This is a genomic window from uncultured Gilliamella sp. (assembly GCA_945271295.1).
GTDB lineage: Bacteria > Pseudomonadota > Gammaproteobacteria > Enterobacterales > Orbaceae > Gilliamella.
In genome coordinates this window covers 76,676-102,352 of the sequence record CALYPG010000004.1, presented here as the reverse complement: position 1 = coordinate 102,352, position 25,677 = coordinate 76,676, and the positions used below count along the sequence as shown (strand labels likewise).

Below are 25,677 nucleotides of genomic sequence, written 5' to 3'. Positions count from 1 at the left end.
ATGACTCATTTTTTAGCCAGATGCTTTATTACTCTAAAAAGCAATGTTATAAACTGAGATGGTATTTTTAAATGAATAGTTGGCAAAGAGCTTTTATATTACACACCAGAACTTATACTGAAAGCAGTTTATTAGTGGATCTGTTTGTTGAAAATGCTGGAAAGATAACCGTATTAGCTAAAGGCGCTAGACGGAAAAAATCCCCATTGAAAGGAGTGTTACAACCTTTTACCCCACTAATTGTGCAGTATTTTGGTCATGGAGAAATAAAAATTTTACGCCAAGTGGAAGCTATGGCATTAGCTTTACCTCTTGTTTCAAACTCGTTATATAGTGCTTTTTATCTAAATGAGTTATTGCATCGAGTATTAGTTGCTGATAGTGATACCACTACACTGTTTGAACATTATCTACATAGTTTACAACAGTTGGCAAAACAAGACTCTGCTGAAAATGTGTTGCGATCTTTCGAACTCGCTTTATTAGAAAATTTAGGCTATCACGTTGATTTTTTTCATTGTAGTGTCACTGGTGATGATATCGTTGCCGCTATGAATTATCAATTTCAATCAGAAAAAGGATTTATAAGTAGCTTATTGCAAAATAGTACCAGTTTTACCGGTGAGCAAGTTTTAGCGTTAGGCTATCGTCAATTTGATAATCAAGATGTTCTTAAAGCAGCAAAACGCTTTACTAGGATGGCTTTAAAACCTTATGTAGGTGCCAAGCAATTTAAAAGTAGAGAGTTATTTTTGAAAATATAACGGGTATTGTTGCTTAATTATGTGTGAGGATTTTTTTTGACAATTCCGCCAACTAAGTTGACGGAAAGGTAATTGCTTCTAACTCAATAAACGGGTGATTGGGCATAAGTACCATTAGCTTTATTTGCAGGGAAGGCATTTGGACTTACTTTTTGATAGTTTTTATTGTTATCTTCTAACTGGAATATTGCCGTGCCAATAACACCAATATTTCTTGACGAACCTTCAGTAGTATGATTAGCATAGGCATTAGAACTGTCAGAGAAAGTAAAAGCGGCTACTTCATTATTACTTTTACGGAAGCCTTTAATTACAAGAGTATCAAATGGTCTTAAAATATAGCCACCATTTGAGAATGAACCAGCTTTACCATTAATAACGTCTAATCCATCAACAGTTGCTATGATTTCATAGGTATTACCGGAGTAATTACGGTAGAATAATTGGTAACTTTGTCCGGACTTACCTTGCAGCCTAACATTGTTATTTTGCTTAGTTAATGGCCATTTATTGTCGCGATCATCAAGAAAAGCCATACCAACCCTGCCATTATTTAGCATAACTTCCGAAATCGTTTTTCCGTTATATTGATGCCCTGAATAATTAATAGTAATAACATCGATAGGACTAAAACTGGTGCGTTGCATACTTACTTGTTGAACATGTGATTCAATGCCATCGCCCCATTGAGTACCCAAGGATCTACTAGTAGTGATATCCCGACTAACATCAGATGTTACAGTGTCACTATGGCGACCTGATTGACAACCTGTTATAATTAAAGTCAGCAAAGATAAAATAGTGATAAAATATTTGGTGTATAATTTCTTCATAATGATTTTCATTCCTTTATATCTAGTTAACCAGATGTATCGCAATTATATATAATATTTTTTTAGTTAACTATGCATTTGTTACTCGCATTTATAATTTATTGTTATTAAATAATTCATATTTAATATTTGTTATAAAATCTTGCGTTAATCTAAGATATTCTATTTTAAATCCTTATGATAGGTGGTAAGATACGCCGTCTATTTTATTATTGTATGCATGTGCGCTTTCGTAGGGCGCACCACTGTTATAAGGATTAATTTAATTATGCCAATTATTACTCTTCCTGACGGATCTCAACGTCAATTCGACAAACCAGTTACTGTTTTAGAAGTTGCTCAAAGTATTGGAGCTGGTCTAGCTAAAGCTTGTATTGCAGGGCGTGTGAATGGTGAACGTAAAGATGCGTGTGATGTAATCGATAAAGATGCCACAGTAGCTATAATCACCGCTAAAGATGATGATGGACTGGAAATTATTCGTCACTCTTGTGCTCATTTATTAGGTCATGCAATTAAACAATTATGGCCAAATACGCAAATGGCCATAGGACCAACCATTGAAAATGGTTTTTATTATGATGTTGATTTAGATCACTCTTTAACACAGGAAGATATTGATGCATTAGAAAAGCGAATGCATGAGCTGGCTAAAAAAGATTATGAAGTAAAAAAAGAAGTAGTAAGTTGGGAACGCGCAAGAGAAGTATTTTGGGATCGAAAAGAACCTTATAAAATTGCTATCTTAGATGAAAATATTCCTAAAGATTCAAAACCTGCACTTTATCACCACGAAGAATATATAGATATGTGTCGTGGACCGCATGTTCCTAATATGCGTTTTTGTCATCATTTCAAATTACAAAAAGTTGCAGGTGCATACTGGCGTGGTAATAGTGACAATAAAATGTTACAACGTATTTATGGCACAGCTTGGGCTGATAAAAAGCAACTCGATAGCTATTTGCAACTTTTAGAAGAAGCAGCTAAACGTGACCATCGTAAAATTGGTAAACAACTTGATTTATACCATATGCAAGAAGAAGCACCCGGCATGGTATTTTGGCATAATGATGGCTGGACTATTTTCCGTGAACTTGAAGTCTTTGTTCGTACCAAATTAAAAGAATATGATTATCAGGAAGTTAAAGGCCCATTTATGATGGATCGTGTTTTATGGGAAAAAACAGGTCATTGGGGCAATTATAAAGACTTAATGTTTGTTACCTCATCGGAAAATCGTGAGTATTGTATTAAACCAATGAATTGTCCAGGGCATGTCCAGATTTTTAATCAAGGTTTGAAATCGTATCGTGATTTACCTTTACGTATGGCAGAGTTTGGTAGCTGTCATCGAAATGAACCATCTGGTTCTTTACACGGATTAATGCGTGTTCGTGGTTTTACCCAAGATGATGCGCATATCTTTTGTACTGAGGAGCAAATCCGTAGTGAAGTCAATGGTTGTATAAAAATGGTGTACGACATTTATAGTACTTTTGGCTTTACTGATATTACGGTTAAATTATCAACTCGCCCAGAAAAACGTATTGGTAATGATGAAACCTGGGATTTGGCCGAAAAAGATTTAGCTGAATGTTTGACTGAAAATGGCATTAAATTTGAATATTTACCTGGAGAAGGGGCATTTTACGGTCCAAAAATTGAATTCACATTATATGATTGTTTAGGTCGAGCATGGCAATGTGGTACAGTGCAACTTGACTTTATGTTGCCAGGCCGATTGGATGCAACTTATGTAGGTGAGAATAATGAACGTCATGTTCCGGTAATGATTCATAGAGCAATTTTAGGTTCAATGGAACGTTTTATAGGAATTTTAACCGAAAACTGTGCGGGATTTTTCCCAACATGGCTTGCACCATTGCAAGTTGTGGTTATGAACATTACAGATAACCAAGCTGAATATGCAAAACAATTGACCGAACAATTACAAAAAGTTGGCATTCGAGCAAAAGCAGACTTGAGAAATGAGAAAATAGGGTTTAAAATTCGCGAGCATACTTTAAAACGGGTTCCATACATGTTTGTTTGTGGTGACAAAGAAATGGAATCTGGTACAATTTCAGTTCGAACTCGTCAAGGTAAAGATCTTGGTAGCTTTGAAGTGAAACATGTTATAGAATTGTTGCTTAATGAAATTCATAACCGTTCATTAGAACAAATGAATTAGAAATAAATTAATTTGGAGGAATGAGATATTAAAGTCAGTAAACGTATTCAGTCAACTCGTGCACATAAAATTAATGATGAAATTACTGCACGTGAGGTAAGATTAACAGGTGTCGATGGTGAACAACTTGGTATTGTTAGCTTAGATGAAGCAATAAAACAAGCAGAAGAAGCGACTTTAGATTTAGTTGAAATAAGCCCTAATGCAGAACCACCTGTTTGTCGAATTATGGATTATGGCAAATTCCTCTATGAAAAGAGTAAAGCAACAAAAGAACAAAAAAAGAAGCAAAAGGTTGTTCAGGTTAAGGAAATAAAATTCCGACCTGGTACAGATGAAGGTGATTATCAGGTAAAACTCCGCAGCCTGATTCGCTTTCTAGAAGATGGCGATAAAGCTAAAGTTACGTTGCGTTTTCGTGGACGTGAAATGGCTCACCAACAGTTAGGTACTGAAATGCTTGATCGCATTAAGGAAGACTTGGCTGATTTGGCTATCATTGAATCTTATCCAACTAAGATCGAGGGTCGTCAAATGATTATGGTGTTAGCGCCGAAGAAAAAATAATGGTTCTGCAAGTTAATTTTTGATTTTTATTGAAAATTACACCATTATTTTATTATTATCAACAATGCGAAGTGGGAATTAATAAAATGCCTAAAATTAAGACGGTAAGAGGCGCAGCAAAGCGCTTTAAAAAAACAGCATCAGGTGGCTTTAAGCATAAACAAGCTAACAAGAGTCATATCCTAACTAAAAAATCAACTAAACGTAAACGTCATTTACGTGGTTTGACTACAGTGTCAAAAGGTGATTTAGGTTTAGTTACAGCGTGTGTTCCATACGTTTAAATTATTGGTTAATTATTTAGAGGATATAATTTATGGCTCGTGTTAAACGTGGTGTTATTGCTCGTGCACGTCACAAGAAAATTTTAAAACAAGCGAAAGGTTATTATGGTGCACGTTCACGTGTATATCGTGTTGCTTTCCAAGCAGTAATTAAAGCAGGACAATATGCTTATCGTGATCGTCGTCAGCGTAAACGTCAATTCCGTCAATTGTGGATTGTGCGTATTAATGCAGCTGCTCGTCAATGTGGTCTTTCTTATAGCCGTTTCATCAATGGTTTGAAAAAAGCATCAATTGAGATCGATCGTAAGATCCTTGCTGATATTGCTGTATTTGATAAAAATGCATTTGCAGCATTAGTTGAAAAAGCAAAAGCAGCACTATAATGTCTTGATAAGAGCCGAGTTATCTCGGCTTTTATTTATTAGATGATGATATTAATTTAAAGAATTATTGATTATGAAGTTAGTTATTTTTCGTTTCTTTTTTAGCTTCTTTAAAAATATTCATTTTGAGGCAAATGAAAAACGAAAAATGATTATAAAAGCCTCGACTGAGGCTTTTTTTATATATTGAACAATAAGCAGGAGAACTGTATGTCTCAATTAGTTGAACTAGTAAATAATGCCAAATCCGCTATTGAAAGTGCTAATGACATTAATACGATCGAACAGATCCGAGTGGAATATTTTGGTAAAAAAGGGCATTTTACAATGCAAATGGCTTCTTTACGTGATGTTCCTGCTAGTGAACGACCAGCTGTAGGTCAAAAAATCAATGATGCAAAACAAGAAATTGTTGCAATATTGAATCAAAAACGCAATTATTTAGAACGTCAGGCTCTCAATACTAAATTAGCCAATGAGACGATTGATGTTACTTTACCAGGTAAAACTCTTGAAATAGGTGGATTACATCCGGTCACCAAAACGATAAATCGCCTAATTGATTTTTTTGGTAAACTTGGTTTTGTGGTTGAAACGGGCCCTGAAATTGAAGACGATTATCATAATTTTGATGCGCTAAATATTCCAGCTTATCATCCAGCTAGAGCGGATCATGATACATTTTGGTTTGATGCTAAACGTTTATTACGTACGCAAACTTCTACGGTACAAATTCGAACCATGGAAAATCAAAAACCACCAATCCGCATAATTGCTCCGGGTCGTACTTATCGTAATGACTACGACCAAACACATACACCTATGTTCCATCAAATGGAAGGTTTGTTGGTAGATAAAGACATTAGCTTTAGCCATTTAAAAGGGTTATTACATGATTTTCTTCATTGCTTTTTTGAAGACGATATGGAAATTCGATTTAGACCTGGGTACTTTCCATTTACTGAGCCTTCTGCCGAAGTTGATATTAAAGCTAAAAATGGTAAATGGTTAGAAGTTTTAGGATGTGGAATGGTTCACCCTAATGTATTACGTAATGTAGGTATTGATCCAGAAGTGTATAGTGGTTTTGCCTTTGGTATGGGAATTGAAAGGTTAACTATGTTGCGTTACAGTGTCACCGATTTGCGTTCATTCTTTGAAAATGATTTACGTTTTTTGAAACAATTTAATTAGTTCTGGAGATCAAAACATGAAATTTAGTGAAAGCTGGCTACGTGAATGGATCAATCCAGAAATTAGTAGCGAAACATTAACTGACCAATTAACTATGGCCGGTTTAGAAGTTGATGACGTTGAAAAAGTTGCCGGCGATTTTACCGGTGTAGTTGTAGGTAAAGTTGTTGAATGTATGCAGCATCCTAATGCAGATAAATTGCGTGTCACCAAAGTAGATATAGGTAAATCTGAATTACTTAATGTAGTTTGTGGTGCACCTAATTGTCGTCAAGGATTAATGGTGGCTTGTGCCACTATTGGTGCAGTATTGCCAGGGGATTTTAAAATTAAAGCTGCAAAACTTCGTGGAGAACCTTCTGAAGGCATGCTTTGTTCCTATTCCGAATTAGGTATAAGTGATGATCACAATGGTATTATTGAGTTACCTCATGATGCACCTTTAGGGCAAGATATTCGTGAATATCTAAAACTTGATGATGTTATGATTGATATTAGTGTAACGCCTAACCGTGCTGACTGTTTTGGTATTGTTGGCGTAGCTAGAGATATTTCAGCAGTAAACAATATACCTATGCGTGAAATGCATATGGATGACGTTGCCACAACTATAACTGATACCATATCAATTCAAGTTGATGAACCAAGTGCGGCACCTCGTTATTTAGGTCGAATTATTAAAAATATTAATGTTAATGCAACAACACCACTATGGATGAAAGAAAAACTCCGTCGTGGTGGAATTCGTTCTATTGATGCAGTAGTAGATGTGACTAATTATGTTTTATTAGAACTTGGCCATCCTATGCATGCATTTGATTTAGCTAAAATCGAAAAAGGCATTGTAGTCCGTTATGCCAACACTAATGAAAAATTAGTTTTACTCAATGGTAATGAAGTTACAGTTAATGACAACACTTTAGTTATAGCTGACCACCAAAAAATATTAGCATTAGCTGGCATTATGGGTGGTGAACATTCAAGTGTAACGTCAACAACTAAAGATGTTCTTCTTGAGGCTGCATTTTTTGCACCGTTAGCAATTACCGGTAAAGCTCGTGAATATGGTTTACACACTGAAGCATCTCATCGTTATGAACGTGGGGTAGATTCCGATTTACAAATGGTGGCAATACAGCGAGCAACAAAATTATTAGTTGATATTTGTGGTGGCGATGTTGGTCCTATTATTGATAAAACTAATCTAAATGAATTACCTATTCAATCAGTAATTTCATTACGTCGTAATAAAATAGATCGAATTATCGGTTGTGAGATTGAATCGCAAAAAATAACCGATATTTTGACAAGACTCGGTTGTCAAGTTAAATATAAGGACAATATTTGGCAGGTAAAAACACCTAGTTGGCGATTTGATCTACAAATAGAAGAAGATTTAGTGGAAGAAGTTGCTCGCATTTATGGATATAACAATATCCCAAATGCTAATTTGAAAATAGAAACAGTAATGAAAGCAGTACCTGAAGGACAGATTTCACTTATAAGAATAAAAGAGTTATTAGCTGACTTAGGTTATCAAGAGGCTGTTACTTATAGCTTTGTTGATCCTAAAATTCAACAAATGTTACATCCTGAGCAGCAACAAATAATTTTACCGAATCCAATTTCAAGTGAAATGTCTACAATGCGTTTATCATTATGGTCTGGATTGTTAGGTGCGGTTATATATAATCAAAATCGCCAACAATCTCGCATTCGATTATTTGAAACAGGTTTGCGTTTTATACCAGATGAAAATTCAGAATTTAGTGTACGGCAAGAGTTAGTGCTTTCGGGTGTAGTAACCGGGAGTCTTTATGAAGAACATTGGAGCTTGCCTAAACAGCCAGTTGATTTTTTTGATTTAAAAGGTGATTTAGAATCTATTTTTTCACTTTTAGGTTGTGCTGATGAGATTCAGTTCAAAAAATCAGAACTACCATCTTTACACCCAGGACAAAGTGCTTCATTATATATTAATAATGAGTTGATTGGTTATTTAGGTGTCTTACATCCAGAAATTGAAAAAAAATTATCATTAAATAGTAAAGCGCTTGTTTTTGAGATAAATTTAGCTAAAATTAATGATAAAAAAATTCCTGTTTTTCAAGATCTATCTAAATATCCATCGAATAAGAGGGATATAGCAATTATTATTAAAAATTCTATTCCTGCAGCAGATATTATTTCAGTATGTAAAGATGCTGGTGGTCAGCAACTTATAAAAGTTAATCTCTTTGATGTATATCATAGTGATAATATCAAAGAAGATCAGAAGAGTCTTGCTATCAGCCTGATTATGCAAGATAAATTGCGTACACTTGAAGAAGAAGATATAACAAATATTGTAAGCAGATGTGTCTCAGCCTTACAACATCATTTTAAAGCCCTATTAAGAGAATAATCACTATGACATTAACTAAAGCTGATATTGCAGATCGTCTTGCCGAAAAATTTAGTATTGATCGTCAAGAATCTAAAGTCCTTGTAGAACTTTTTTTTGAAGAGATTCGAGTGGCGTTAGAAAAAGGAGAACCTGTTAAATTATCTGGATTTGGTAATTTTTCTATTCGTGACAAAACTTCAAGACCAGGTCGTAATCCAAAAACAGGTGAAAGTGTTGATATTTCCGCGCGGCGAGTCGTTACATTTAGGCCAGGTATAAAATTCAGAGAACGTATAGAGAAGAATTTAACATTATAATTCTTCATTTATATTTTACTTTTTAAAGTACAAAACCTCTAAATTGTTATTTAACAATTCGGAGGTTTTTTTGTTAGATTTTTGTAAAAATGATTGTATTCATTTACTGATTCGAGGATAATAATGCTTCTCTTATGGAGGCTCTGTGGGTCCTCTTGCAATGTTTTTTTGCTCATCAGGTCAGGTTCGGAAGAAAGCAGCCAAAGTAAAAAATACGTGTGTGGGATGTGGCTGATAGGGTCTCCTCCAGAAATTTTCCTCAATTCAAAAAATCAATTTCTCAGTGTTTGGTATTATATTAAATTTAGATTTAACGCTAATAAAATAAGTTTAATATTAAATAACATTACACTTAATTTCCATTATTCATCTACCAAAAGAACCATTAATTAGCTAATAATGTTAACATTCTATTTGTTGCTTTGTTTTTTTCGGTAGTTTATTAAATACCAGATTATATGACTGCTTTAAAAGGTCAATAACCATAGTTTGATCTATAGGATTAGGTGTATCAAGGATGATAGAGATCCAATGTATCTTATTAGCATAATAACCTTCAGTTATATTTTCATACATTTCAATCATTAACCGGTTATTAGCTGGATCACCTTTTAAGGTAATGATATCTTGGTTATGATTGTTTTTGCCTGCATAGGCAAACATTTTATCTGCAATTAAAAATTGAAAAGCCTGCCATTCTGGTTTAAAGATTATTTTGCTACCTTTTAGATTTAACGCTGCATGTTCTATCCATTGATATTTTGCTAACATATTTATTCCTTTAGAGTATGATTACCATTAGACAAAAATATTATATATTAGTCATTTACAAGTTGGTATTTGGCCTTAAAAAAAGCCAAATGTTATTATTTTGTGGCGGTGAAAACAGCACGTATAGGTGCAGGGTAACCTTCAATTGTTTTGGTTAGATCGTTTGGATCTAGGAAATCAGCTAGAGATTCTGATGTCATCCACTCGGTTTGCCGTTGTTCATTTAAGCTAGTTTGAGAAATATCAACCACTTTAACTTCAGAAAATCCACATTTATGTAACCAATTAATCATGGTCGGTACTGATGGAATGAAATAGACATTACGCATTTGTGCATAACGTTCGCCCGGCATTAACGCTTGATGTTCCTCACCATCGATAACTAATGTTTCTAGTACTAATTGACCACCATTAACCAATTGATCTTTCAATTGCAACAGATGATCAAGTGGCGAACGACGATGGTATAACACACCCATTGAAAACACAGTATCAAAGGCGTTAAGCTTAGGTAATTCTTCAATGCCAAGCGGTAACAAATGAGCTCGTTTATCATTACCAAGTAATTTACGGATGGCTTCAAATTGGCATAAGTAAAGTGCCATCGGATCAATACCTATAGCCAGTTTAGCACCAGCGCCTATCATTCGCCAAAGATGGTAACCGCTGTTACAACCTACATCTAAAACCATTTTGCCTTCTAAACTTTCAATATGATTAATTAAACGTTCCCATTTCCAATCAGAACGCCATTCGGTATCAATATGTACACCATATAAATGAAAAGGGCCTTTACGCCATGGCAGCATATTTTTTAATAACTGGGTGATGCGTTGTTGTTCACCACTAGACAATGGTTGTGCAGTTGTTGCGGTAACACTATGCAATAAATCCAGTTGATTGGGGGTAATTGCTGGTAAATGTTTAATGCTATTTAACCATTGATTAAAACGGCTATCTAAATTTTGCTTTTGCCAATTTGCGAGTTGGGCAGGTAAGACTTCAAGCCAACTAATGAGTTTATTTTTTGCGATAATCTGGTAAAAATCACCAAAATCAATCATGCGTTAATCCTTATTGTAGTTATTAATTTACTATTTAATGGCAATGATGGAACCAAAATTGAAACATTGAAACCAAGTATCCATATGTTTAAATCCGGCATTGGTTAAGCGTTGTTTATGGGTTTCGATAGTATCAGTTAACATAACATTTTCTAACATGTTACGTTTTTGGCTAATTTCAAGTTCACTATAACCATTGGCGCGTTTGAAATCATGATGCATATTAAAGAGTAATTCATTGATGGTGGTATCATTAAAACTAAATTTTTCTGATAACACTAATATACCGTTTGGATTCAAGGCTTGATAAACGTTATTTAATACTTGCTGGCGATTTTCGGTAGTTAAAAATTGTAACGTGAAATTAAGTACCACCATCGAGGCATTGTGCATTGGTATATTGCAGATATCTTCACAGATTACCTTAACCGGTGTTTTTGCTTTGTAAGCATCAATATGTTTTTGACAGCGGTTAACCATCGGTAAGGAATTATCGACCGCAATGATTTGACAGTTATCTTGAGTGATATTACGGCGAATTGATAATGTTGCTGCACCTAATGAGCAACCTAAATCATAAATCATGGAATTAGGTTGGACAAATCTTTCAGCCAACATACCAATCATCGAAATAATATTAGAATAACCAGGAACTGAACGTTGAACCATATCAGGAAAAACTTCGGCTACTTTATCATCAAAAGTCCAATCGCCTAATTTATCGATAGGAGTAGAAAATAGTTGGTCTTTTTTAATATCCATAAAAGTTATTGGTACTAATAGAAAATAATTCTGCTATGATACCATTTTTATAGTTAATTTAGCGGATAATTATGAGTTTTGTTGCTATTATTGCCATTATTGTTAGTCTTTTAATCTCCATCTATTTAGGAAAACGCTGGCAATTTTGGTTCAATTTTGAATTAACTGGCTATTACCAAATAGCTTATTGGATAGTTGTGTTTGTGGCAGGATTATCCTTTATTTTGTCAATAATTTTTAGTGGTATTTCAACCTATTGGCTACCACTAATTAGTAATGTGATTTTTGGCTTAATTATCTGTGCGATTTTTGTCACATTAATCTTTGATGCGATTAGGCGGTTGAGTAAAGGGCATTTTACAGCCAATTTACTCAATAAGATCCTATATATTGCATGTGTAGTTGGCTTATTTATTTTCGGCAATGAAATGGCGATTAATCCAAAAATTGTTGAATATCAAGTTAAAATTGACAAACCAGCTAATGTTGACCATTTACGTTTGGTGCAATTAACAGACATCCATATTAGTGAACTCACCACCCATAAATCTATTCAACTGATGATTGATAAAGTTAATCAATTAAATGCAGATTTTATTGTGATCACAGGTGATACATTGGATCGACGTTTAAAACCATTCACTGAGCTAGGTTTTGATAAGCAATTCCAGCAACTAAAAACAAGATACGGTACCTATATTGTTTTTGGTAATCATGAATATTTAGGCACCACTCAAGCTAATAATAGTGAACAAGATATTATTAAAGCCTTTCAACAAGCTAATATGAAGGTTTTAAAAGATGATATTGTGTATTTGGATGATGTTGGCATCACCTTAATTGGTCGTGATGATTTATCATCTTCGCGTTATGATGTAAAACGGGCTTCACTAGCAGATCTGATTATGTTTGCCGATACTACTACACCTATAATTTTATTAGATCATCAACCCAAAGATCTGGATGAACCCGCTAACTTAGGTATTGATTTAATGATTTCCGGGCATACCCATCGAGGACAAGTATTCCCCATTAATTTAGTCGTAGCGGCAATGTATAAAAATTCTTATGGAATGTTTCAAAACCCAGAGCAGCATTTTACTAGTATTGTCAGTAGTGGTTATGGACTATGGGGGCCACCGATTCGTTTAATGACGCGTTCCGAAATTGTTGTTATTGATATTACTTTTAATAATCAACAAAAATTAACAAATTCACCACAATAAGGAATCCGTTTTGTCATATCAGTTTATTATCAACAATGAACAACTAGCTGCCTTTTGTTTGCAAATAGCAAACAGTCCTGCTATTGCCTTAGATACTGAGTTTGTGCGTACGCGCACCTTTTATCCTCACTTAGGATTAATTCAAGTATTTGATGGTCATGTTGCAGCCTTAATTGATCCTTTAGCCATTACTAATTGGCAGGATTTTATTGCTATATTAATTAACCCTAAAATCGAAAAATATTTGCATTCATGTAGTGAAGATATTGAGGTTTTTCAGCACCAGTTTAATTGTATCCCGACCCCAATTATTGATAGCCAAATTTTAGCTTCATTTTTAGATAATCCTTTGAGTAGTGGTTATGCTAGTTTGGTTAAAAAATATTTAAATGTGGATCTTGATAAGAGTGAAACCCGAACCGATTGGTTAAATCGCCCCTTAACGGAAAAACAATGTGAATATGCAATCAATGATGTGTTATATCTATTGCCATTAATTGAAAAATTAAAAGCATTGTTAATCACCACTAATTGGTTAGAGGCAGCTTACCAAGAATGTCAATTACTTACAGGGCGTAAAGCGATAATTACTAATCCTGAGGATGCCTATTTAACCATCAAAAATAATTGGCAATTAAAAGGTAAAAATCTAGGAGCCTTAAAAAAGTTGGCTCATTGGCGCTATGACATAGCAAAAACTCAGAATATTGCGTTAAATTTTGTAATACATGAGGAAGTCTTATGGAAAATTGCCAATTATTTTCCAACTTCATTAGCTGAATTAGAAAAATTAGGTATGAAGGGCAAAGAAATCCGCTTATATGGTCAAAAAGTTCTGGCTATGTTAACCGAACCATTGCCAGCTGTTCCAGCTATTAAACGCGTTAATACATATCCAAATTATAAACAAATAAGTGAGCAACTTAAGCAAGCCACTCAAACCATTGCGATGCAAACAGGGCTTAATCCTGATCTGTTACTTTCACGCAAACTGATTAATAACTATGTAAAATGGCAAGCTGAACATAAAGCAAAAGAACCCGAAATTATAAGCGGTTGGCGAAAACCATTATTCGCGAAATTTGTGCTATGATTCTTGACCTTGATTGGTTGTAAGCACTAAATAAGATACCAAAATATTTAGTGCTAAGTTTTTTAATAAAAGCTATAACTCAATAGCGTAAAATTAAACCGCAACTTGTTTGGCTAGTTCACTTAGCATGGATTCAACTATTAACGATGATTGCTTGGCGGCTAATTTTAAAAATGACTGGAAGTCAACTGCAGATTCATTATCACCATTATCTGAAATTGCTCTTACTACTACAAATGGTACCTTAAACAACCAACAGACATGACCAATTGCGGCGGCTTCCATTTCCACAGCAATAGCATTAGGGAAGGTTTGCTTAATATTAGCCAGTGTTTGTTTACCATTAATAAACGCATCGCCACTGCCAATAGCACCCTCAACTGCATTTACACCATGTTTTTCAATGCAAAATTTGGCTAATGATTGATAATGTTGATCGGCAGCAAAAGTAACCGGACAGCCCGACATTTGCCCAGGCTGATAACCAAAGGCAGTTAAGTCAACATCATGATAAAAAACATCTTTTGAAACAATAATATCACCAATATTCAGTGTAGAGAATAAACCGCCAGCAGAACCAGTATTAATAACAGCATCGACCTTATAGTTATTTAATAACAAGGTCGTTCCTGATGCAGCTGCTACTTTACCTATTCCGGATTGTAGTAACACAATATCGCAACCGGCTATTTGCCCAAGATGAAAATCGCAACCTAAATAACGTTCAACCTGATAATTGGTGATTTTACTTTTTAATATAGCAACTTCTTCTTCCATTGCTGCAATAATCGCGATTTTCATAGAATCCTCATGCTGTTTAACTAACTTCAATCTAGATGTGCTATCATAATTGCTATACTTAAACTTGACAATATATGAATCTTACGGAGCTATTCATTTGCGCACAATATTCATTACAGGCTGTTCAAGCGGAATAGGGCTTATTTCAGCAATTGCCTTAAAAAAACGTGGTTATCGAGTCATAGCTTCTTGCCGTAAAAGGGCAGACCAACAAAAATTGATAGAGCAAGGCTTTGAAACGGTATTACTTGATCTCGATGATCCTGAGTCGGTTAATCAAGCAGCTCAAGAAGTTTTAACTTTAACTCAGGGTAAATTATATGCATTATTTAATAATGCAGGGTTTGGGGTCTACGGTCGACTAACAACCATTAGCCGTGAACAATTAGAATCACAGTTTGCAACCAATTTTTTTGGTGTTCATCAATTAACCCAATTGTTGCTTCCTGCTATGTTGGAACAAAATGAAGGTCGTATTATTCAAACCAGTTCAATTGTAGGCATTATTGCTACCCCTGGACGCGGTGCTTATTCAGCTAGCAAATATGCATTAGAAGCTTGGTCAGATGTGCTAAGATTAGAATTAGCAAAAACCAATATTAAAGTCAGTTTAATCGAACCGGGACCATTAAAGACCTATTTTTCTAATAATGTTAATCAAACAGAAAAACAGAATCTTGTCAAAAATCCCCCTATAGCTAAACGTTTTACTTTACCTCCAGAAGCAGTGTTACCAGTATTAATTCATGCATTAGAGCATAAATCACCCAAAATACGTTACAGGGTAACCAAAATAACTAAAATTGCCAATCTAGCTAAACGTTTGCTTCCGGATAGATTAATGGATAAAATTTTAGTAAATAAATAACCAATTAAATTTTTCAGGACATTATATGCAAAGCCAATTCATTTTTGATGTTAATGAACAAAATATTAGTGAGATCATAGAGGGATCTTTTAAGCAACCAGTACTATTTTATTTTTGGTCGGCAAGAAGTCCAAATCATGAGGCTATGACGCAAACTTTGAATAAATTAGCCAATGAGTACCATGGACAATTTATTTTAGCCAGTGTTAATTGTGATGACCAACAAATGCTAGCTGCGCAATTTGGATTAAGAGCGATTCCAACTGTTTATTTATTCCAAAATGGTCAACCGGTTGACGGTTTTCAAGGACCACAACCAGAAGAGACGATTAAGGAGTTTTTAACTAAAGTGTTGCCTAATGAAGATGAACTTAAACTGATTGAAGCGCAAAAATTACTTGCTGAGGCCAATTATGAACAAGCTTTACCTTTATTAAGGCATTGTTGGAAGACTTTAACTGATCATCTAGGTAAAGCTAGATCAGATATTGGGTTAATGCTAGCGAAAACCCAGATAGAATTAAAACAACTAAGTGAAGCGAAAGACGTGTTAGCAACCATCCCTCTGCAAGATCAGGATTCAACTTATCATGGTTTACAAGCCGAAATTGAATTGCTTGAGCAAGCAGCCAATTCACCGGAATTACAGCTTTTACAAGCTGAGTTAGCAAAACAACCCGATAATATTGAATTAATGATTCAATTATCGTCACAGCTTATGCAAGTAGGGCGACATGAAGAAGCACTAGAACTACTATATCAACCTTTAACTAAAGATCTTAATGCTGGTGATGGACAAGTGAAAAAAGCTTTGCTTGATTTGTTAGCAGCATTGGGAACCAGTAATCCATTAGCCGCTAATTATCGTCGTAAATTGTATACTTTGTTATACTAAATTAGTGCTGCTTTAGAATTGAATGATTCAACAATAAATTTTTACTGTTGAATCATTTTTATTAATGTTCAATGATTCGAGGAAAATCTTCATTACTACGTAACGTCAATACTTCAACACCATTATCAGTCACTAAAAGGGTATGTTCATATTGTGCTGATAAGCCATGATCTTTAGTTTTAACTGTCCAACCATCTTTCATCGTGCGTGTGCGCCAATCACCGGTATTGATCATCGGCTCAATAGTAAATGTCATGCCTGGTTTTAAAATTACTCCGCCATCATCAGCGTCATAATGAAGTACTTGTGGTTCATCGTGATAGACTTCACCAATACCATGACCACAATATTCGCGCACTGATGAAAAACCAAATTTACTAACATAGTTTTGGATGGTTTTACCAATTTCTTTTAACCGTATGCCTGGTTTAATAATCTTGATTGCTTCATACAGGCTTGCTTGCGTAACCTCACATAATTTTGCTCCAGTCACCGTTGGTTTCCCTGCAATATACATTTTTGAGGTATCGCCATGATAACCATCTTTAATTACCGTTACATCGATATTTAAAATATCCCCATCTTTTAGCTTCTTTTCAAAGTTAGGAATACCGTGGCAGACCACATCATTAATAGAAATACAGCTAGTATGTTGATAGCCACTGTAGCCAATATTGGCCGGAATGGCTTTTTGAACATTAACAATATGGTCATAACAGATTTTATCTAGCTCACCAGTACTAATCCCTGGTTTAACATAGGGTTCAACTATTTCTAGTACTTCAGCTGCGAGTTTACCCGCAATACGCATTTTTTCAATTTCAGTGGTAGTTTTTAACTTAATAGACATTAGATTGTTCCTGTAATTATTATCGCATTATCCTATCATATACCGCAATTTCGTCAAATCATAGCAAGATATGACTCCATTGGTTGGGCTAGCTTAAATTAGTTTTGTAAAAATGTTTAAGGAACACTATACGTTTAAGTATAAAATTTAAAACTGCTGCTTATTGAAATAGTTTAAGTATATAATATTTGATTATAAAAAGAGGCTTTATTACTATGCAATGTCACTATTATCAGCAACAAAAATGTTTATCGTGTAATTGGATCAATTATCCCTATCAGGCACAACTTGAAAAAAAACAGCAGCAATTATTACAGCAATTAACTCAATTCAATCCGCAAAATATTGTTAATCCTTTTGCTAGCGCTGAGTCAGCTTTTCGCAATAAGGCTAAAATGGCTGTCCTTGGCACGGTTGAAAAACCAATATTAGGTATACAAAATGGTGATGAAGCGGTGGATTTATGCGATTGCCCACTTTACTCAAATAGCATGCAAAATATTCTTAAAATTGTGCGAACTTATATCCGTAACCAAGGTTTGGTACCTTACAATATTAATAAGCGCAAAGGTGAATTAAAGTACATTATTGTTACCGAAAGTACAAATCAAGAAACGCAGCAATTTATGCTGCGGTTAGTGATTAAATCCCATAAATTGGTAGAAAAAATTAAAAACTCGTTTAAACAACTTCAAGACAAAATCCATAATTTAGCAGTTGTGTCGATTAATATTCAACCTAATCATGCTGCTATTTTAGAAGGCGATGAAGAAATCGTGCTAACAACTACGCCATTTTTACCGATCATGTTAAATCAGATTCCTCTTTATATAAAACCTAAAAGCTTTTTTCAAACCAATACTCGCGTAGCTGAAAATCTCTATAAAACAGCAAGTGACTGGGTCACGGATTTTCCTATTCAATCTATTTGGGATTTGTTTTGTGGCGTAGGTGGTTTTGGTTTACATTGTGTCAATCAGTTACCTAATCGTAGTATTGAATTAACAGGTATTGAAATTAGCCCGGATGCAATTGCATGTGCATCTAAGTCGGCAGGTAAACTTGGTTTTGAGCAATTATCATTTAAATCCTTAGATGCCACGCATTATGCTATTGCCCAGCAAGCTATTCCTGATTTAGTACTACTTAATCCGCCCAGACGTGGAGCGGGGACCGCTTTGATGCAATATTTAGAACAAGTGCAGCCAACTTTTATTATATATTCAAGTTGTAATTTACACTCATTAGTTGATGATTTAAAAATACTGCCAAACTATCAACTCACTAATGTTCAGTTATTTGATATGTTTCCCCATACAGCGCATATGGAAGTGTTAGTGCTATTAACACTGAAACATTTTAAAAAATAAAATTAGATGATTGATTCAATTATCAGGGAATCAATCATTATGATCTGTATTGCATCTCATTATGTTTATTAGGTTCATTGTTATGAGTCTTTGTGATATTTCTAATTGCATAATTATATATGAGTATTTTGTCATGTATAAAAAATTATCTTGTTATACAATTCAATATATTGCTGATCAACTAATCGATTACTGGCTTGTAAAAATTCCATCGTTATTAACTAAAAGATATTGATGAGCTCTGTTACCCAACAATGATGGTATCAAATCAATTTTCACCTTTAAGATCGTATTAAAATTGCCTATGGTTAATAATAAATTATGTTAATATAAAACAATTCTAATTCTATTTTGGGAAAACAAAATTATGATTCCTGATGTTTCAAAAGCACTCAATTGGTTAGAAAAACATTATACCATCTTGCAGGGTATTCAACGTGGAATTGAGCGAGAAACCTTACGTATTTTACCTGATGGTTCATTATCAAAAACACCTTTTCCTACCAAAATAGGCGCTGCACTTACACATCCTTGGATCACTACTGATTTTGCAGAATCTTTATTAGAATTTATTACACCAGTTAATACCAATATAGATTATATGTTGACATTTTTACGTGATTTACATCGCTATGCTAGTGCGAGTATCAATGATGAAATGATGTGGCCATTAAGCATGCCATGTTTTGTTGCTAATGAGGATGATATTATTTTAGCCCAATATGGTAGTTCAAATGAGGGGCGTTTTAAAACCATCTATCGTGAAGGACTTAAAAATCGTTATGGCGCTATGATGCAAACCATTTCTGGAGTGCACTATAACTTCTCACTACCAATCGCTTTTTGGCAAGCAAGGGATGGAGTTAAAAATACCGAAGAGGGGAGAACTGTTATTTCCGAAGGCTATTTTACCTTAATTCGCAATTATTATCGTTTTGGCTGGGTAATTCCTTATTTATTTGGCGCTTCTCCATCTATGTGTTCTTCATTTATTCAAGATCCTCAAAAGGCCAAAGCTTTTATTGAACAAACCAATGGTAATTGTTATTTACCTTATGCAACTTCATTAAGATTGAGTGATATTGGCTACACCAATAATGCTCAAAAGCAATTAGGTATTACCTTTAATCATTTAGATACTTATGTTGAAGGATTAAAACGAGCAACGCATACCAAATCAGCTGAGTTTAGTTGTTTGGGTATAAAAGTAAACGGTCAATATCGTCAGTTAAATGATAATATATTACAGATTGAAAATGAGTTTTATGCTCCGATTCGACCTAAACGCGTACCTAGAGCTAATGAATCACCATCTGATGCACTGTTACGTGGTGGAATTGAGTATATCGAAGTGCGAGCCTTAGATGTGAATCCTTTTTCAGCGGTGGGAATTACTGATGAACAGATTCGTTTTATTGATTTGTTCTTAATTTGGTGTGCATTAGCACCAGCACCAGAAATGAGTAGTGATGAACTTGAATGTGCTAAACGCAATTGGAATCGTGTTATTATGGAAGGTCGCAAACCTGGACTTGAAATTGGTTTAGGATGTGATAGTTACCGCGAGCCGCTAGCAAAAGTAGGGCATGATCTATTTAGAGATTTACTGCGAGTTGCTGATGTTTTAGATCATCAAGATGAGAAACAAAACTACCGTAAAGTTTGTGAACGACTAAATATAATGTTCGATCAACCTGAATTGACTCTATCAGCAAGAACATTACAAGCTATTAGTGATTTAGGAACTGCCAAATTTGGATTAGTATTAGCTAATCAATATAAAAAGCAACTAATGTCTGAACCACTTGAATTACTTACCGACAGTGAATTTATACAGCAATGTAACTTATCTGTTGAAAAGCAAAAAAAGAAAGAGCAAAGTGATACTATATCATTTGATGAATATTTAAAACAAAAAAATAAAATATAAAAATGTTTAAGCAAAGGGATTACACGTTAAGGTATCAAGCAGATTGTGATGTTGAATTAATTTTGCCAAATCAACATATAATGGTTAATAAACCGTTAATTGATCAGGAACCATTTACCGTTCTGATTTGGAATATTTTTAAGCAAAAAAAGGCTGAAAGCATCCATATATTAGAACAATATGTTAATGAAGCTAAACTCATTTTATTACAAGAAGCTCAAACAACATCAAAATTAATTAATTTTATTACACAGCATAAAAAAATAGCTGATCATGTACCAGCTTATGCTTTTAATGATATTTATGCAGGTGTAATGACAATTTCTAATACATTACCAACAGTACTTTTGTCATTTAGAGAAAAAGAACCGTTTATTCGCGTACCGAAATCTGCTTTAATTACTGTTTATTCCATTGATAATTCAAATCAACAATTATTAGTTGCCAATATTCATGCTATTAATTTTAGTTTTGGTATAAAAATCTATCAACAACAAATGCATATATTATTACATCGTATAAAAGAACATAATGGACCTGTTATTTTAGCAGGGGATTTTAATGCATGGAGTCGACAACGTTTAAACCTATTGTATCATTTAGTAAGATCAATCGAACTTAAACCAGTAAATTTCAGCATCGACATTCGAAAAACATTTATGGGAAGACCATTGGATTTTGTATTTTATCGAGGATTACAATTAGATGCAGCGCAAATAATTAGCACTACCGCATCTGATCATAATCCTTTATTAGTTAAATTTAAATTGGATTTGCGTTCGCAAGATTAATGGTTAAGATATCTCCCTCTTTTATTCTAGGATTTTTCAATTTGTTCCATTCTAATATATCGGTAATTTTTACTCGATAATTTTGAGCAATAGAATAAAGATTGTCTCCTGCTTTAACAAGATAAGTTATCTGCTTTTTCTGCTTTTTCTGCTTTTTATTTGTCTTAATGATGGAATTAAAATTATTATTAACACTGCCACTATATTGAATAGTGCTTGTTTTTATTTCAAATGGCATATTGGAATGCGGTACATCTTGTAAAAGTTCGGTAATTTCAGAAGTTACAAGGTTTTTAGCTTGTAATTTTTGGAATAAATCCTCTGCATAGGTATATGGTATTAGCAAATGAAAAGGACCATTTACTGTTTGTTGAATATAACCAGCATTGAAACTTTTTAAATCATTAAGAGGTATATCTGTATATTGCGCAATTTTAGCTAAAGAAATATTTTTTGATATATCGATTCTAACAAGCGAGTTTTCATAATTGCAATCTGGTAATTTAATACCATATTTTTTATTATTTTTGACAATATCAATAATAGCTAAAATTTTAGGTACATAATGCATAGTTTCTGAAGGAAGATCCAGAGACCAATAATTTACAGGTAATCCACTAGCTTTGTTTTTTTCTATCGCTTTTCTTATCCGACCTTCTCCAGCATTATAAGCCGCTAAAGTTAATAACCAATCTCCATTAAAACGATTATTTAAATTCTGTAATAGAGATATAGCTGAAGAAGTTGAAGCAATAAGATCGCGCCGAGGGTCAAAGGTTCGGCTTTGTTTCAATCCATATTCTCTTGCTGTAATTGGTACAAATTGCCATAATCCTGCCGCATGGGCAGAAGAAGTCGCAAGTGGATCATAAGCACTTTCAATTAAAGGAATCAAAGCTAATTCAACCGGTAACTGGTTGTTGCGCAACTGATTGATTATATAATAGACATATGGCTCAGAACGTAAAGCTATAGTTTCAAATTCCTGAGGATTGCGCAAAAAACGTTCTCTTTCCGCTTTTACACGATCATTTTCTGGAACATTTACATTGATCTGACTTAGCATATACTGCCAAGGATTTTTCGTTATAGATGTAAAATTACTACTATTACTTTTGCTGCTAACTTTTGTCCCGATATTCTGCGTTTTAAAACTATTATTTGTTAGGGAATGATGATTTTGGCAACCATCTAAAAACAAACTTAACACTATAAATATTAATAATTTTCTCATTATCTCATATATTTTAATAAAACCTAAGTCGTATATTATATCAAAAAAATGTCATTTTGGCTTCTAAAAAAATAATAACGATAACCCATTGTAAGAATGAAATTTATTGTGTAAAAATAAATCTATTTTCATTGTTAATGAAAATTATTTCGCTTTATTAACAGAAAAAATACTAAAAAATAACACAATTACTATTTTTAGTATTGATAATAAAATAAATTTTAAGATTGTTCAAAATTGATATCTGTTAAAGTCGGTGCTTCTGCTTTGGCTTTCGCTATGATATCACATCGTTCATTTTCTAAATGTCCTGCATGACCTTTAATCCAAATCCAATTAATTTTATGTGGTTGCACTAATTCATCTAGTTTTATCCACAAATCTACATTTTTGACAGGTTGTTTATTGGCCGTTTTCCACCCATTTTTTTTCCAACCGTGAATCCAATTTAAAATGCCATTACGTAAATACTGGCTATCTGAATATAAATCAATTTGACAAGTTTGTTTAAGTTGTTCCAAAGCAACAATTGCTGCTAATAATTCCATTCTATTATTGGTCGTTCGAAAAAAACCGCCAGATAAAACTTTTTCAGTTTGTTTATATCTTAAAATAACTGCATAACCGCCTGGTCCAGGATTGCCGAGACAAGAGCCATCTGTAAAAATTTCAATTTTTTTTAGCATTGGTAAATTATCTTTTTTAATTTATGATAGTAAATCATCAATAGATGATAGGTTTATAAACAAAAATAAATTGTTGTAATGTGATAATTATAACAAACTGCATAATATTTTGATTTATTCAAGGTATCAACATTAAGTAATTTTGGTGTTAAACTATAACATACCATCCGTATTTTTTCCCAATTGTTAATAAAATAGAGAATAAAGTGATAAATAATTCTACTCGTCAAATTGTTTTAGATACTGAAACAACAGGTATGAATCAAGAAGGCAGTAATCATTATGAAGGCCATAAAATTATAGAAATAGGTGCAGTTGAGGTCGTAAATCGCCGTTTAACCGGCAATCATTTCCATGTTTATATTAATCCTGAACGTCTTATAGATGAAGACGCATATAAAGTTCATGGCATTAGTGATGAATTTGTTAAAGATAAACCTATTTTCAAAAATATTGCTCATGATTTTATTAAATTTATCGATGGTGCTGAATTAGTCATTCATAATGCTTCATTTGATGTAGGATTTATGGATTATGAGTTTCGTCTTTGTGGTCTGGATTTTAAAACCGCTGATCATTGTATTGTTACCGATACTTTGGCTATGGCCAGACGATTATTTCCTGGTAAACGAAATAACTTAGATGTTTTATGTGAACGCTATCAAATTGATAATTCTCATCGAACATTACATGGAGCTTTATTAGATGCAGAAATCTTAGCTGAAGTTTACTTAGCTATGACAGGTGGACAAACCACTCTTTCTTTTGCTACTGATGAAAACAATTTGTCTTTTACCAATGAGGGAGCTATAAATAAAATAGAACGAACAGGTGGATTATTGAAAGTCATAAAAGCTTCAGATTATGAAATTTCTCAACACGAAACTATTTTAAAAAAAATTGATAAAAAAAGTGGTGGGGCATTATGGCATTCATCTTAATGATGGATTTCTATTCAGTTAATCGCATTTATAAAAAATTATGTTGACGTCGATAAAAATAATCTTTAACATCACGCCTACTTTAAGTTACTTATATTAAAGTTATCAATAAAAGCGGAGCGGTAGTTCAGTTGGTTAGAATACCTGCCTGTCACGCAGGGGGTCGCGGGTTCGAGCCCCGTCCGTTCCGCCAATTCTTTTTGGTCAGATTTTATTGACTCCCATAAATATCTATTAATTCTGATTTGATCTTATTATCAGTAAATAGAATTATCTTAATTTGCTTAATATAAAAATTGATACATTTGCTTAATCAAATTCATTGTGCAGAATTTAATGGATTGCATGATAAAATAGGTTCTTGCAAAAGCAAATAAACAACATTAATACAATCATGGTTGGATTGGAGGCATTTGTGTTATGAAAGAAATTATGGCAACTATATTAGCTATTTTTTTTCGTTCCTTCATTGTGATTGTTGAGTATTGGTTTTTTTTCTAATAGCTGTATTGATTTTACTTATTTTTTTTAAATCAATTAACTTCTTTCAACGAGGCTTTCATAAAAAGGGATGTATTATTTTACTAATCAATTTTTTTATCTTTTTTGCTAGTTGGTTTTTTACCGGTTATATTATTTATCCCTTTGATGATAAACCAATACCTCATTTTTTTCTTAAAAAAAATCCTACGTTTCAACTGAAGTTTTATGATATTTATTTACAAGATGGAGGGATTCCTAAATTTGAAAATTTAAGTAAAAAACAGAAACAAAGACAAATTAATTATTGTAAATATCGGTATAATATTCATATAAATAATGATAATGAATTAATTAGTTGTATTAGAAAGATACATCCTTATACTGATGTTAATAACCCTAATGGATGATTCTTGATCAGGAGAAATAATGTTATTTGAACTGTTATCATTTCTTCATCTTATTTATTCTGTTATTTCTGATTAAAATAATATCAAATTGCTGTATTAATTCAAATTAACAACTTTACTAATGTAATAACGGGCACAATTAAGGTATCTAAGTCATGCTTAAAAAATGGGTTTTTATTATTTTAGGTGGTTTGACCTTTGCACTTGGAACTGTCGGAATTTTTGTTCCAATTTTACCCACTGTGCCATTTTATTTATTGACCGCTTATTTTTGGTTAAATAGCTCAAATCGGCTTTATTATTATTTTACTCATACTCGTTATTATCAAATTTATATTCAACAAATGATTTTGGAGAAGAAGGCTACTAAGTCAGGATTGTTTAAAATGTTGATGATGGTATTTCTTGTTTTATTTATTCCATTTATTATTTTTGATTCGTTACATGTCCGAATTATTTTAGTTGTTGTTTTTCTAGCACATCTTATTTTTGGCTATCTTTACTTTCGTAAACGCTAACCCCCTACACTTGATAAAAATACAGGGACAAGCCCTGTATCATTATTGTTAACTATAAATAG

The 25,677-nt window shown here is 33.5% G+C and carries 25 protein-coding genes, 1 tRNA gene and 1 other RNA gene; 19 read left to right on the top strand and 8 right to left on the bottom strand.

What is annotated here, in order from left to right:
• Positions 1-71: 71 nt before the first annotated feature.
• Positions 72-764, top strand: coding sequence for a DNA repair protein RecO (recO, locus tag Q0K76_RS03855; RefSeq protein ID WP_294611631.1), 693 nt, complete (start codon positions 72-74; stop codon positions 762-764).
• A gap of 83 nt (positions 765-847) precedes the next feature.
• On the opposite strand, the gene Q0K76_RS03850 is transcribed toward recO, so the two are convergent.
• Positions 848-1,597, bottom strand: a complete 750-nt coding sequence (locus Q0K76_RS03850; RefSeq protein ID WP_294611629.1) for a hypothetical protein — start codon at positions 1,595-1,597, stop codon at positions 848-850.
• Between the two features lie 268 nt (positions 1,598-1,865).
• Here Q0K76_RS03850 and thrS point away from each other — a divergent pair, with 268 nt between their 5' ends.
• The 8 genes from thrS (at position 1,866) to ffs (ending at position 9,165) form a co-directional block, all read left to right on the top strand.
• Positions 1,866-3,791: a threonine--tRNA ligase gene (thrS, locus tag Q0K76_RS03845; protein ID WP_294611627.1), complete on the top strand. Its 1,926-nt coding sequence runs from the start codon at positions 1,866-1,868 to the stop codon at positions 3,789-3,791.
• A 27-nt stretch (positions 3,792-3,818) separates the two neighbouring features.
• Complete coding sequence (gene infC / locus Q0K76_RS03840; RefSeq protein ID WP_065618204.1) at positions 3,819-4,358, top strand: translation initiation factor IF-3; 540 nt, start codon at positions 3,819-3,821, stop codon at positions 4,356-4,358.
• Positions 4,359-4,444: 86 nt separating this feature from the next.
• Positions 4,445-4,642 carry a 50S ribosomal protein L35 gene (gene rpmI / locus Q0K76_RS03835; RefSeq protein ID WP_065555852.1) on the top strand — a complete coding sequence of 66 codons (198 nt, stop codon included), beginning with the start codon at positions 4,445-4,447 and terminating at the stop codon, positions 4,640-4,642.
• A 32-nt stretch (positions 4,643-4,674) separates the two neighbouring features.
• Entirely contained in the window at positions 4,675-5,028 is a 354-nt protein-coding gene (rplT, locus tag Q0K76_RS03830; RefSeq protein ID WP_024496189.1) for a 50S ribosomal protein L20, read from the top strand.
• A gap of 210 nt (positions 5,029-5,238) precedes the next feature.
• The gene (gene pheS / locus Q0K76_RS03825) at positions 5,239-6,222 is read left to right on the top strand and encodes a phenylalanine--tRNA ligase subunit alpha (RefSeq protein ID WP_294611559.1); all 984 of its coding nucleotides are present in this window, start codon (positions 5,239-5,241) and stop codon (positions 6,220-6,222) included.
• Between the two features lie 16 nt (positions 6,223-6,238).
• Positions 6,239-8,626 (top strand): phenylalanine--tRNA ligase subunit beta, encoded by a 2,388-nt coding sequence (gene pheT / locus Q0K76_RS03820; RefSeq protein ID WP_294611557.1) that lies wholly within the window; start codon positions 6,239-6,241, stop codon positions 8,624-8,626.
• Between the two features lie 5 nt (positions 8,627-8,631).
• The gene (locus Q0K76_RS03815) at positions 8,632-8,925 is read left to right on the top strand and encodes an integration host factor subunit alpha (protein WP_294611555.1); all 294 of its coding nucleotides are present in this window, start codon (positions 8,632-8,634) and stop codon (positions 8,923-8,925) included.
• A gap of 144 nt (positions 8,926-9,069) precedes the next feature.
• Positions 9,070-9,165, top strand: an RNA gene (ffs, locus tag Q0K76_RS03810) — signal recognition particle sRNA small type.
• Between the two features lie 162 nt (positions 9,166-9,327).
• Here the strand turns inward: ffs and Q0K76_RS03805 are convergent.
• The 3 genes from Q0K76_RS03805 to cmoA all read right to left on the bottom strand — a co-directional run bounded on the left by Q0K76_RS03805 (position 9,328) and on the right by cmoA (position 11,522).
• Positions 9,328-9,696: an MmcQ/YjbR family DNA-binding protein gene (locus Q0K76_RS03805; RefSeq protein WP_294611553.1), complete on the bottom strand. Its 369-nt coding sequence runs from the start codon at positions 9,694-9,696 to the stop codon at positions 9,328-9,330.
• Positions 9,697-9,791: 95 nt separating this feature from the next.
• Entirely contained in the window at positions 9,792-10,760 is a 969-nt protein-coding gene (gene cmoB, locus Q0K76_RS03800) for a tRNA 5-methoxyuridine(34)/uridine 5-oxyacetic acid(34) synthase CmoB (protein WP_294611550.1), read from the bottom strand.
• Positions 10,761-10,790: 30 nt separating this feature from the next.
• A complete protein-coding gene (gene cmoA / locus Q0K76_RS03795; protein ID WP_294611547.1) occupies positions 10,791-11,522 on the bottom strand; it encodes a carboxy-S-adenosyl-L-methionine synthase CmoA in 732 nt (243 codons plus the stop codon).
• A gap of 71 nt (positions 11,523-11,593) precedes the next feature.
• Here cmoA and Q0K76_RS03790 point away from each other — a divergent pair, with 71 nt between their 5' ends.
• Both Q0K76_RS03790 and rnd read left to right on the top strand, forming a co-directional pair.
• Positions 11,594-12,748, top strand: coding sequence for a metallophosphoesterase (locus tag Q0K76_RS03790; RefSeq protein WP_294611545.1), 1,155 nt, complete (start codon positions 11,594-11,596; stop codon positions 12,746-12,748).
• 10 nt (positions 12,749-12,758) lie between these two features.
• Complete coding sequence (gene rnd, locus Q0K76_RS03785) at positions 12,759-13,841, top strand: ribonuclease D (RefSeq protein WP_294611542.1); 1,083 nt, start codon at positions 12,759-12,761, stop codon at positions 13,839-13,841.
• Between the two features lie 93 nt (positions 13,842-13,934).
• Here rnd and mtnN read toward each other — a convergent pair whose 3' ends face one another.
• On the bottom strand, positions 13,935-14,642 hold the full coding sequence (gene mtnN / locus Q0K76_RS03780) for a 5'-methylthioadenosine/S-adenosylhomocysteine nucleosidase (protein WP_294611539.1): 708 nt from the start codon (positions 14,640-14,642) through the stop codon (positions 13,935-13,937).
• 97 nt (positions 14,643-14,739) lie between these two features.
• On the opposite strand from mtnN, the gene Q0K76_RS03775 reads away from it, so the two are divergent.
• Together Q0K76_RS03775 and Q0K76_RS03770 are read left to right on the top strand one after the other, a co-directional pair.
• Entirely contained in the window at positions 14,740-15,510 is a 771-nt protein-coding gene (locus tag Q0K76_RS03775) for an SDR family oxidoreductase (RefSeq protein ID WP_294611536.1), read from the top strand.
• 25 nt (positions 15,511-15,535) lie between these two features.
• Complete coding sequence (locus Q0K76_RS03770) at positions 15,536-16,405, top strand: co-chaperone YbbN (protein WP_294611534.1); 870 nt, start codon at positions 15,536-15,538, stop codon at positions 16,403-16,405.
• 61 nt (positions 16,406-16,466) lie between these two features.
• Here the strand turns inward: Q0K76_RS03770 and map are convergent, their stop codons facing one another.
• The gene (map, locus tag Q0K76_RS03765; protein ID WP_294611531.1) at positions 16,467-17,255 is read right to left on the bottom strand and encodes a type I methionyl aminopeptidase; all 789 of its coding nucleotides are present in this window, start codon (positions 17,253-17,255) and stop codon (positions 16,467-16,469) included.
• A 215-nt stretch (positions 17,256-17,470) separates the two neighbouring features.
• On the opposite strand from map, the gene rlmC reads away from it, so the two are divergent.
• The 3 genes from rlmC to Q0K76_RS03750 all read left to right on the top strand — a co-directional run bounded on the left by rlmC (position 17,471) and on the right by Q0K76_RS03750 (position 21,346).
• The gene (rlmC, locus tag Q0K76_RS03760) at positions 17,471-18,625 is read left to right on the top strand and encodes a 23S rRNA (uracil(747)-C(5))-methyltransferase RlmC (protein ID WP_294611529.1); all 1,155 of its coding nucleotides are present in this window, start codon (positions 17,471-17,473) and stop codon (positions 18,623-18,625) included.
• 367 nt (positions 18,626-18,992) lie between these two features.
• Positions 18,993-20,555: a glutamate--cysteine ligase gene (gshA, locus tag Q0K76_RS03755; RefSeq protein ID WP_294611526.1), complete on the top strand. Its 1,563-nt coding sequence runs from the start codon at positions 18,993-18,995 to the stop codon at positions 20,553-20,555.
• A gap of 2 nt (positions 20,556-20,557) precedes the next feature.
• Positions 20,558-21,346, top strand: a complete 789-nt coding sequence (locus Q0K76_RS03750) for an endonuclease/exonuclease/phosphatase family protein (protein ID WP_294611523.1) — start codon at positions 20,558-20,560, stop codon at positions 21,344-21,346.
• Here the strand turns inward: Q0K76_RS03750 and Q0K76_RS03745 are convergent.
• Positions 21,318-22,580 (bottom strand): transglycosylase SLT domain-containing protein, encoded by a 1,263-nt coding sequence (locus tag Q0K76_RS03745; protein WP_294611520.1) that lies wholly within the window; start codon positions 22,578-22,580, stop codon positions 21,318-21,320. The two genes, Q0K76_RS03750 and Q0K76_RS03745, sit on opposite strands and share 29 nt — an antisense overlap.
• 221 nt (positions 22,581-22,801) lie before the next feature.
• Positions 22,802-23,266 carry a ribonuclease HI gene (gene rnhA, locus Q0K76_RS03740; RefSeq protein ID WP_294611517.1) on the bottom strand — a complete coding sequence of 155 codons (465 nt, stop codon included), beginning with the start codon at positions 23,264-23,266 and terminating at the stop codon, positions 22,802-22,804.
• A gap of 206 nt (positions 23,267-23,472) precedes the next feature.
• Here rnhA and dnaQ point away from each other — a divergent pair, with 206 nt between their 5' ends.
• The 3 genes from dnaQ to Q0K76_RS03725 all read left to right on the top strand — a co-directional run bounded on the left by dnaQ (position 23,473) and on the right by Q0K76_RS03725 (position 25,615).
• Entirely contained in the window at positions 23,473-24,207 is a 735-nt protein-coding gene (dnaQ, locus tag Q0K76_RS03735; RefSeq protein WP_294611515.1) for a DNA polymerase III subunit epsilon, read from the top strand.
• Positions 24,208-24,323: 116 nt separating this feature from the next.
• A tRNA-Asp gene (locus Q0K76_RS03730) sits at positions 24,324-24,400 on the top strand.
• A gap of 852 nt (positions 24,401-25,252) precedes the next feature.
• Positions 25,253-25,615 carry a YbaN family protein gene (locus Q0K76_RS03725; RefSeq protein WP_294611513.1) on the top strand — a complete coding sequence of 121 codons (363 nt, stop codon included), beginning with the start codon at positions 25,253-25,255 and terminating at the stop codon, positions 25,613-25,615.
• Positions 25,616-25,677 lie beyond the last annotated feature (62 nt).

Bases quoted from the DNA above. Each gene is read 5' to 3' on its own strand.
- thrS (WP_294611627.1), top strand. From the start codon at position 1,866: ATGCCAATTATTACTCTTCCTGACGGATCTCAACGTCAATTCGACAAA.
- recO (WP_294611631.1), top strand. From the start codon at position 72: ATGAATAGTTGGCAAAGAGCTTTTATATTACACACCAGAACTTATACT.
- Q0K76_RS03725 (WP_294611513.1), top strand. From the start codon at position 25,253: ATGCTTAAAAAATGGGTTTTTATTATTTTAGGTGGTTTGACCTTTGCA.
- Q0K76_RS03750 (WP_294611523.1), top strand. From the start codon at position 20,558: ATGTTTAAGCAAAGGGATTACACGTTAAGGTATCAAGCAGATTGTGAT.
- rnhA (WP_294611517.1), bottom strand. From the start codon at position 23,266: ATGCTAAAAAAAATTGAAATTTTTACAGATGGCTCTTGTCTCGGCAAT.
- cmoB (WP_294611550.1), bottom strand. From the start codon at position 10,760: ATGATTGATTTTGGTGATTTTTACCAGATTATCGCAAAAAATAAACTC.
- rpmI (WP_065555852.1), top strand. From the start codon at position 4,445: ATGCCTAAAATTAAGACGGTAAGAGGCGCAGCAAAGCGCTTTAAAAAA.
- Q0K76_RS03745 (WP_294611520.1), bottom strand. From the start codon at position 22,580: ATGAGAAAATTATTAATATTTATAGTGTTAAGTTTGTTTTTAGATGGT.
- map (WP_294611531.1), bottom strand. From the start codon at position 17,255: ATGTCTATTAAGTTAAAAACTACCACTGAAATTGAAAAAATGCGTATT.
- Q0K76_RS03815 (WP_294611555.1), top strand. From the start codon at position 8,632: ATGACATTAACTAAAGCTGATATTGCAGATCGTCTTGCCGAAAAATTT.
- cmoA (WP_294611547.1), bottom strand. From the start codon at position 11,522: ATGGATATTAAAAAAGACCAACTATTTTCTACTCCTATCGATAAATTA.
- rlmC (WP_294611529.1), top strand. From the start codon at position 17,471: ATGCAATGTCACTATTATCAGCAACAAAAATGTTTATCGTGTAATTGG.
- Q0K76_RS03790 (WP_294611545.1), top strand. From the start codon at position 11,594: ATGAGTTTTGTTGCTATTATTGCCATTATTGTTAGTCTTTTAATCTCC.
- pheT (WP_294611557.1), top strand. From the start codon at position 6,239: ATGAAATTTAGTGAAAGCTGGCTACGTGAATGGATCAATCCAGAAATT.
- pheS (WP_294611559.1), top strand. From the start codon at position 5,239: ATGTCTCAATTAGTTGAACTAGTAAATAATGCCAAATCCGCTATTGAA.
- Q0K76_RS03805 (WP_294611553.1), bottom strand. From the start codon at position 9,696: ATGTTAGCAAAATATCAATGGATAGAACATGCAGCGTTAAATCTAAAA.
- mtnN (WP_294611539.1), bottom strand. From the start codon at position 14,642: ATGAAAATCGCGATTATTGCAGCAATGGAAGAAGAAGTTGCTATATTA.
- rplT (WP_024496189.1), top strand. From the start codon at position 4,675: ATGGCTCGTGTTAAACGTGGTGTTATTGCTCGTGCACGTCACAAGAAA.
- Q0K76_RS03850 (WP_294611629.1), bottom strand. From the start codon at position 1,597: ATGAAGAAATTATACACCAAATATTTTATCACTATTTTATCTTTGCTG.
- gshA (WP_294611526.1), top strand. From the start codon at position 18,993: ATGATTCCTGATGTTTCAAAAGCACTCAATTGGTTAGAAAAACATTAT.
- Q0K76_RS03770 (WP_294611534.1), top strand. From the start codon at position 15,536: ATGCAAAGCCAATTCATTTTTGATGTTAATGAACAAAATATTAGTGAG.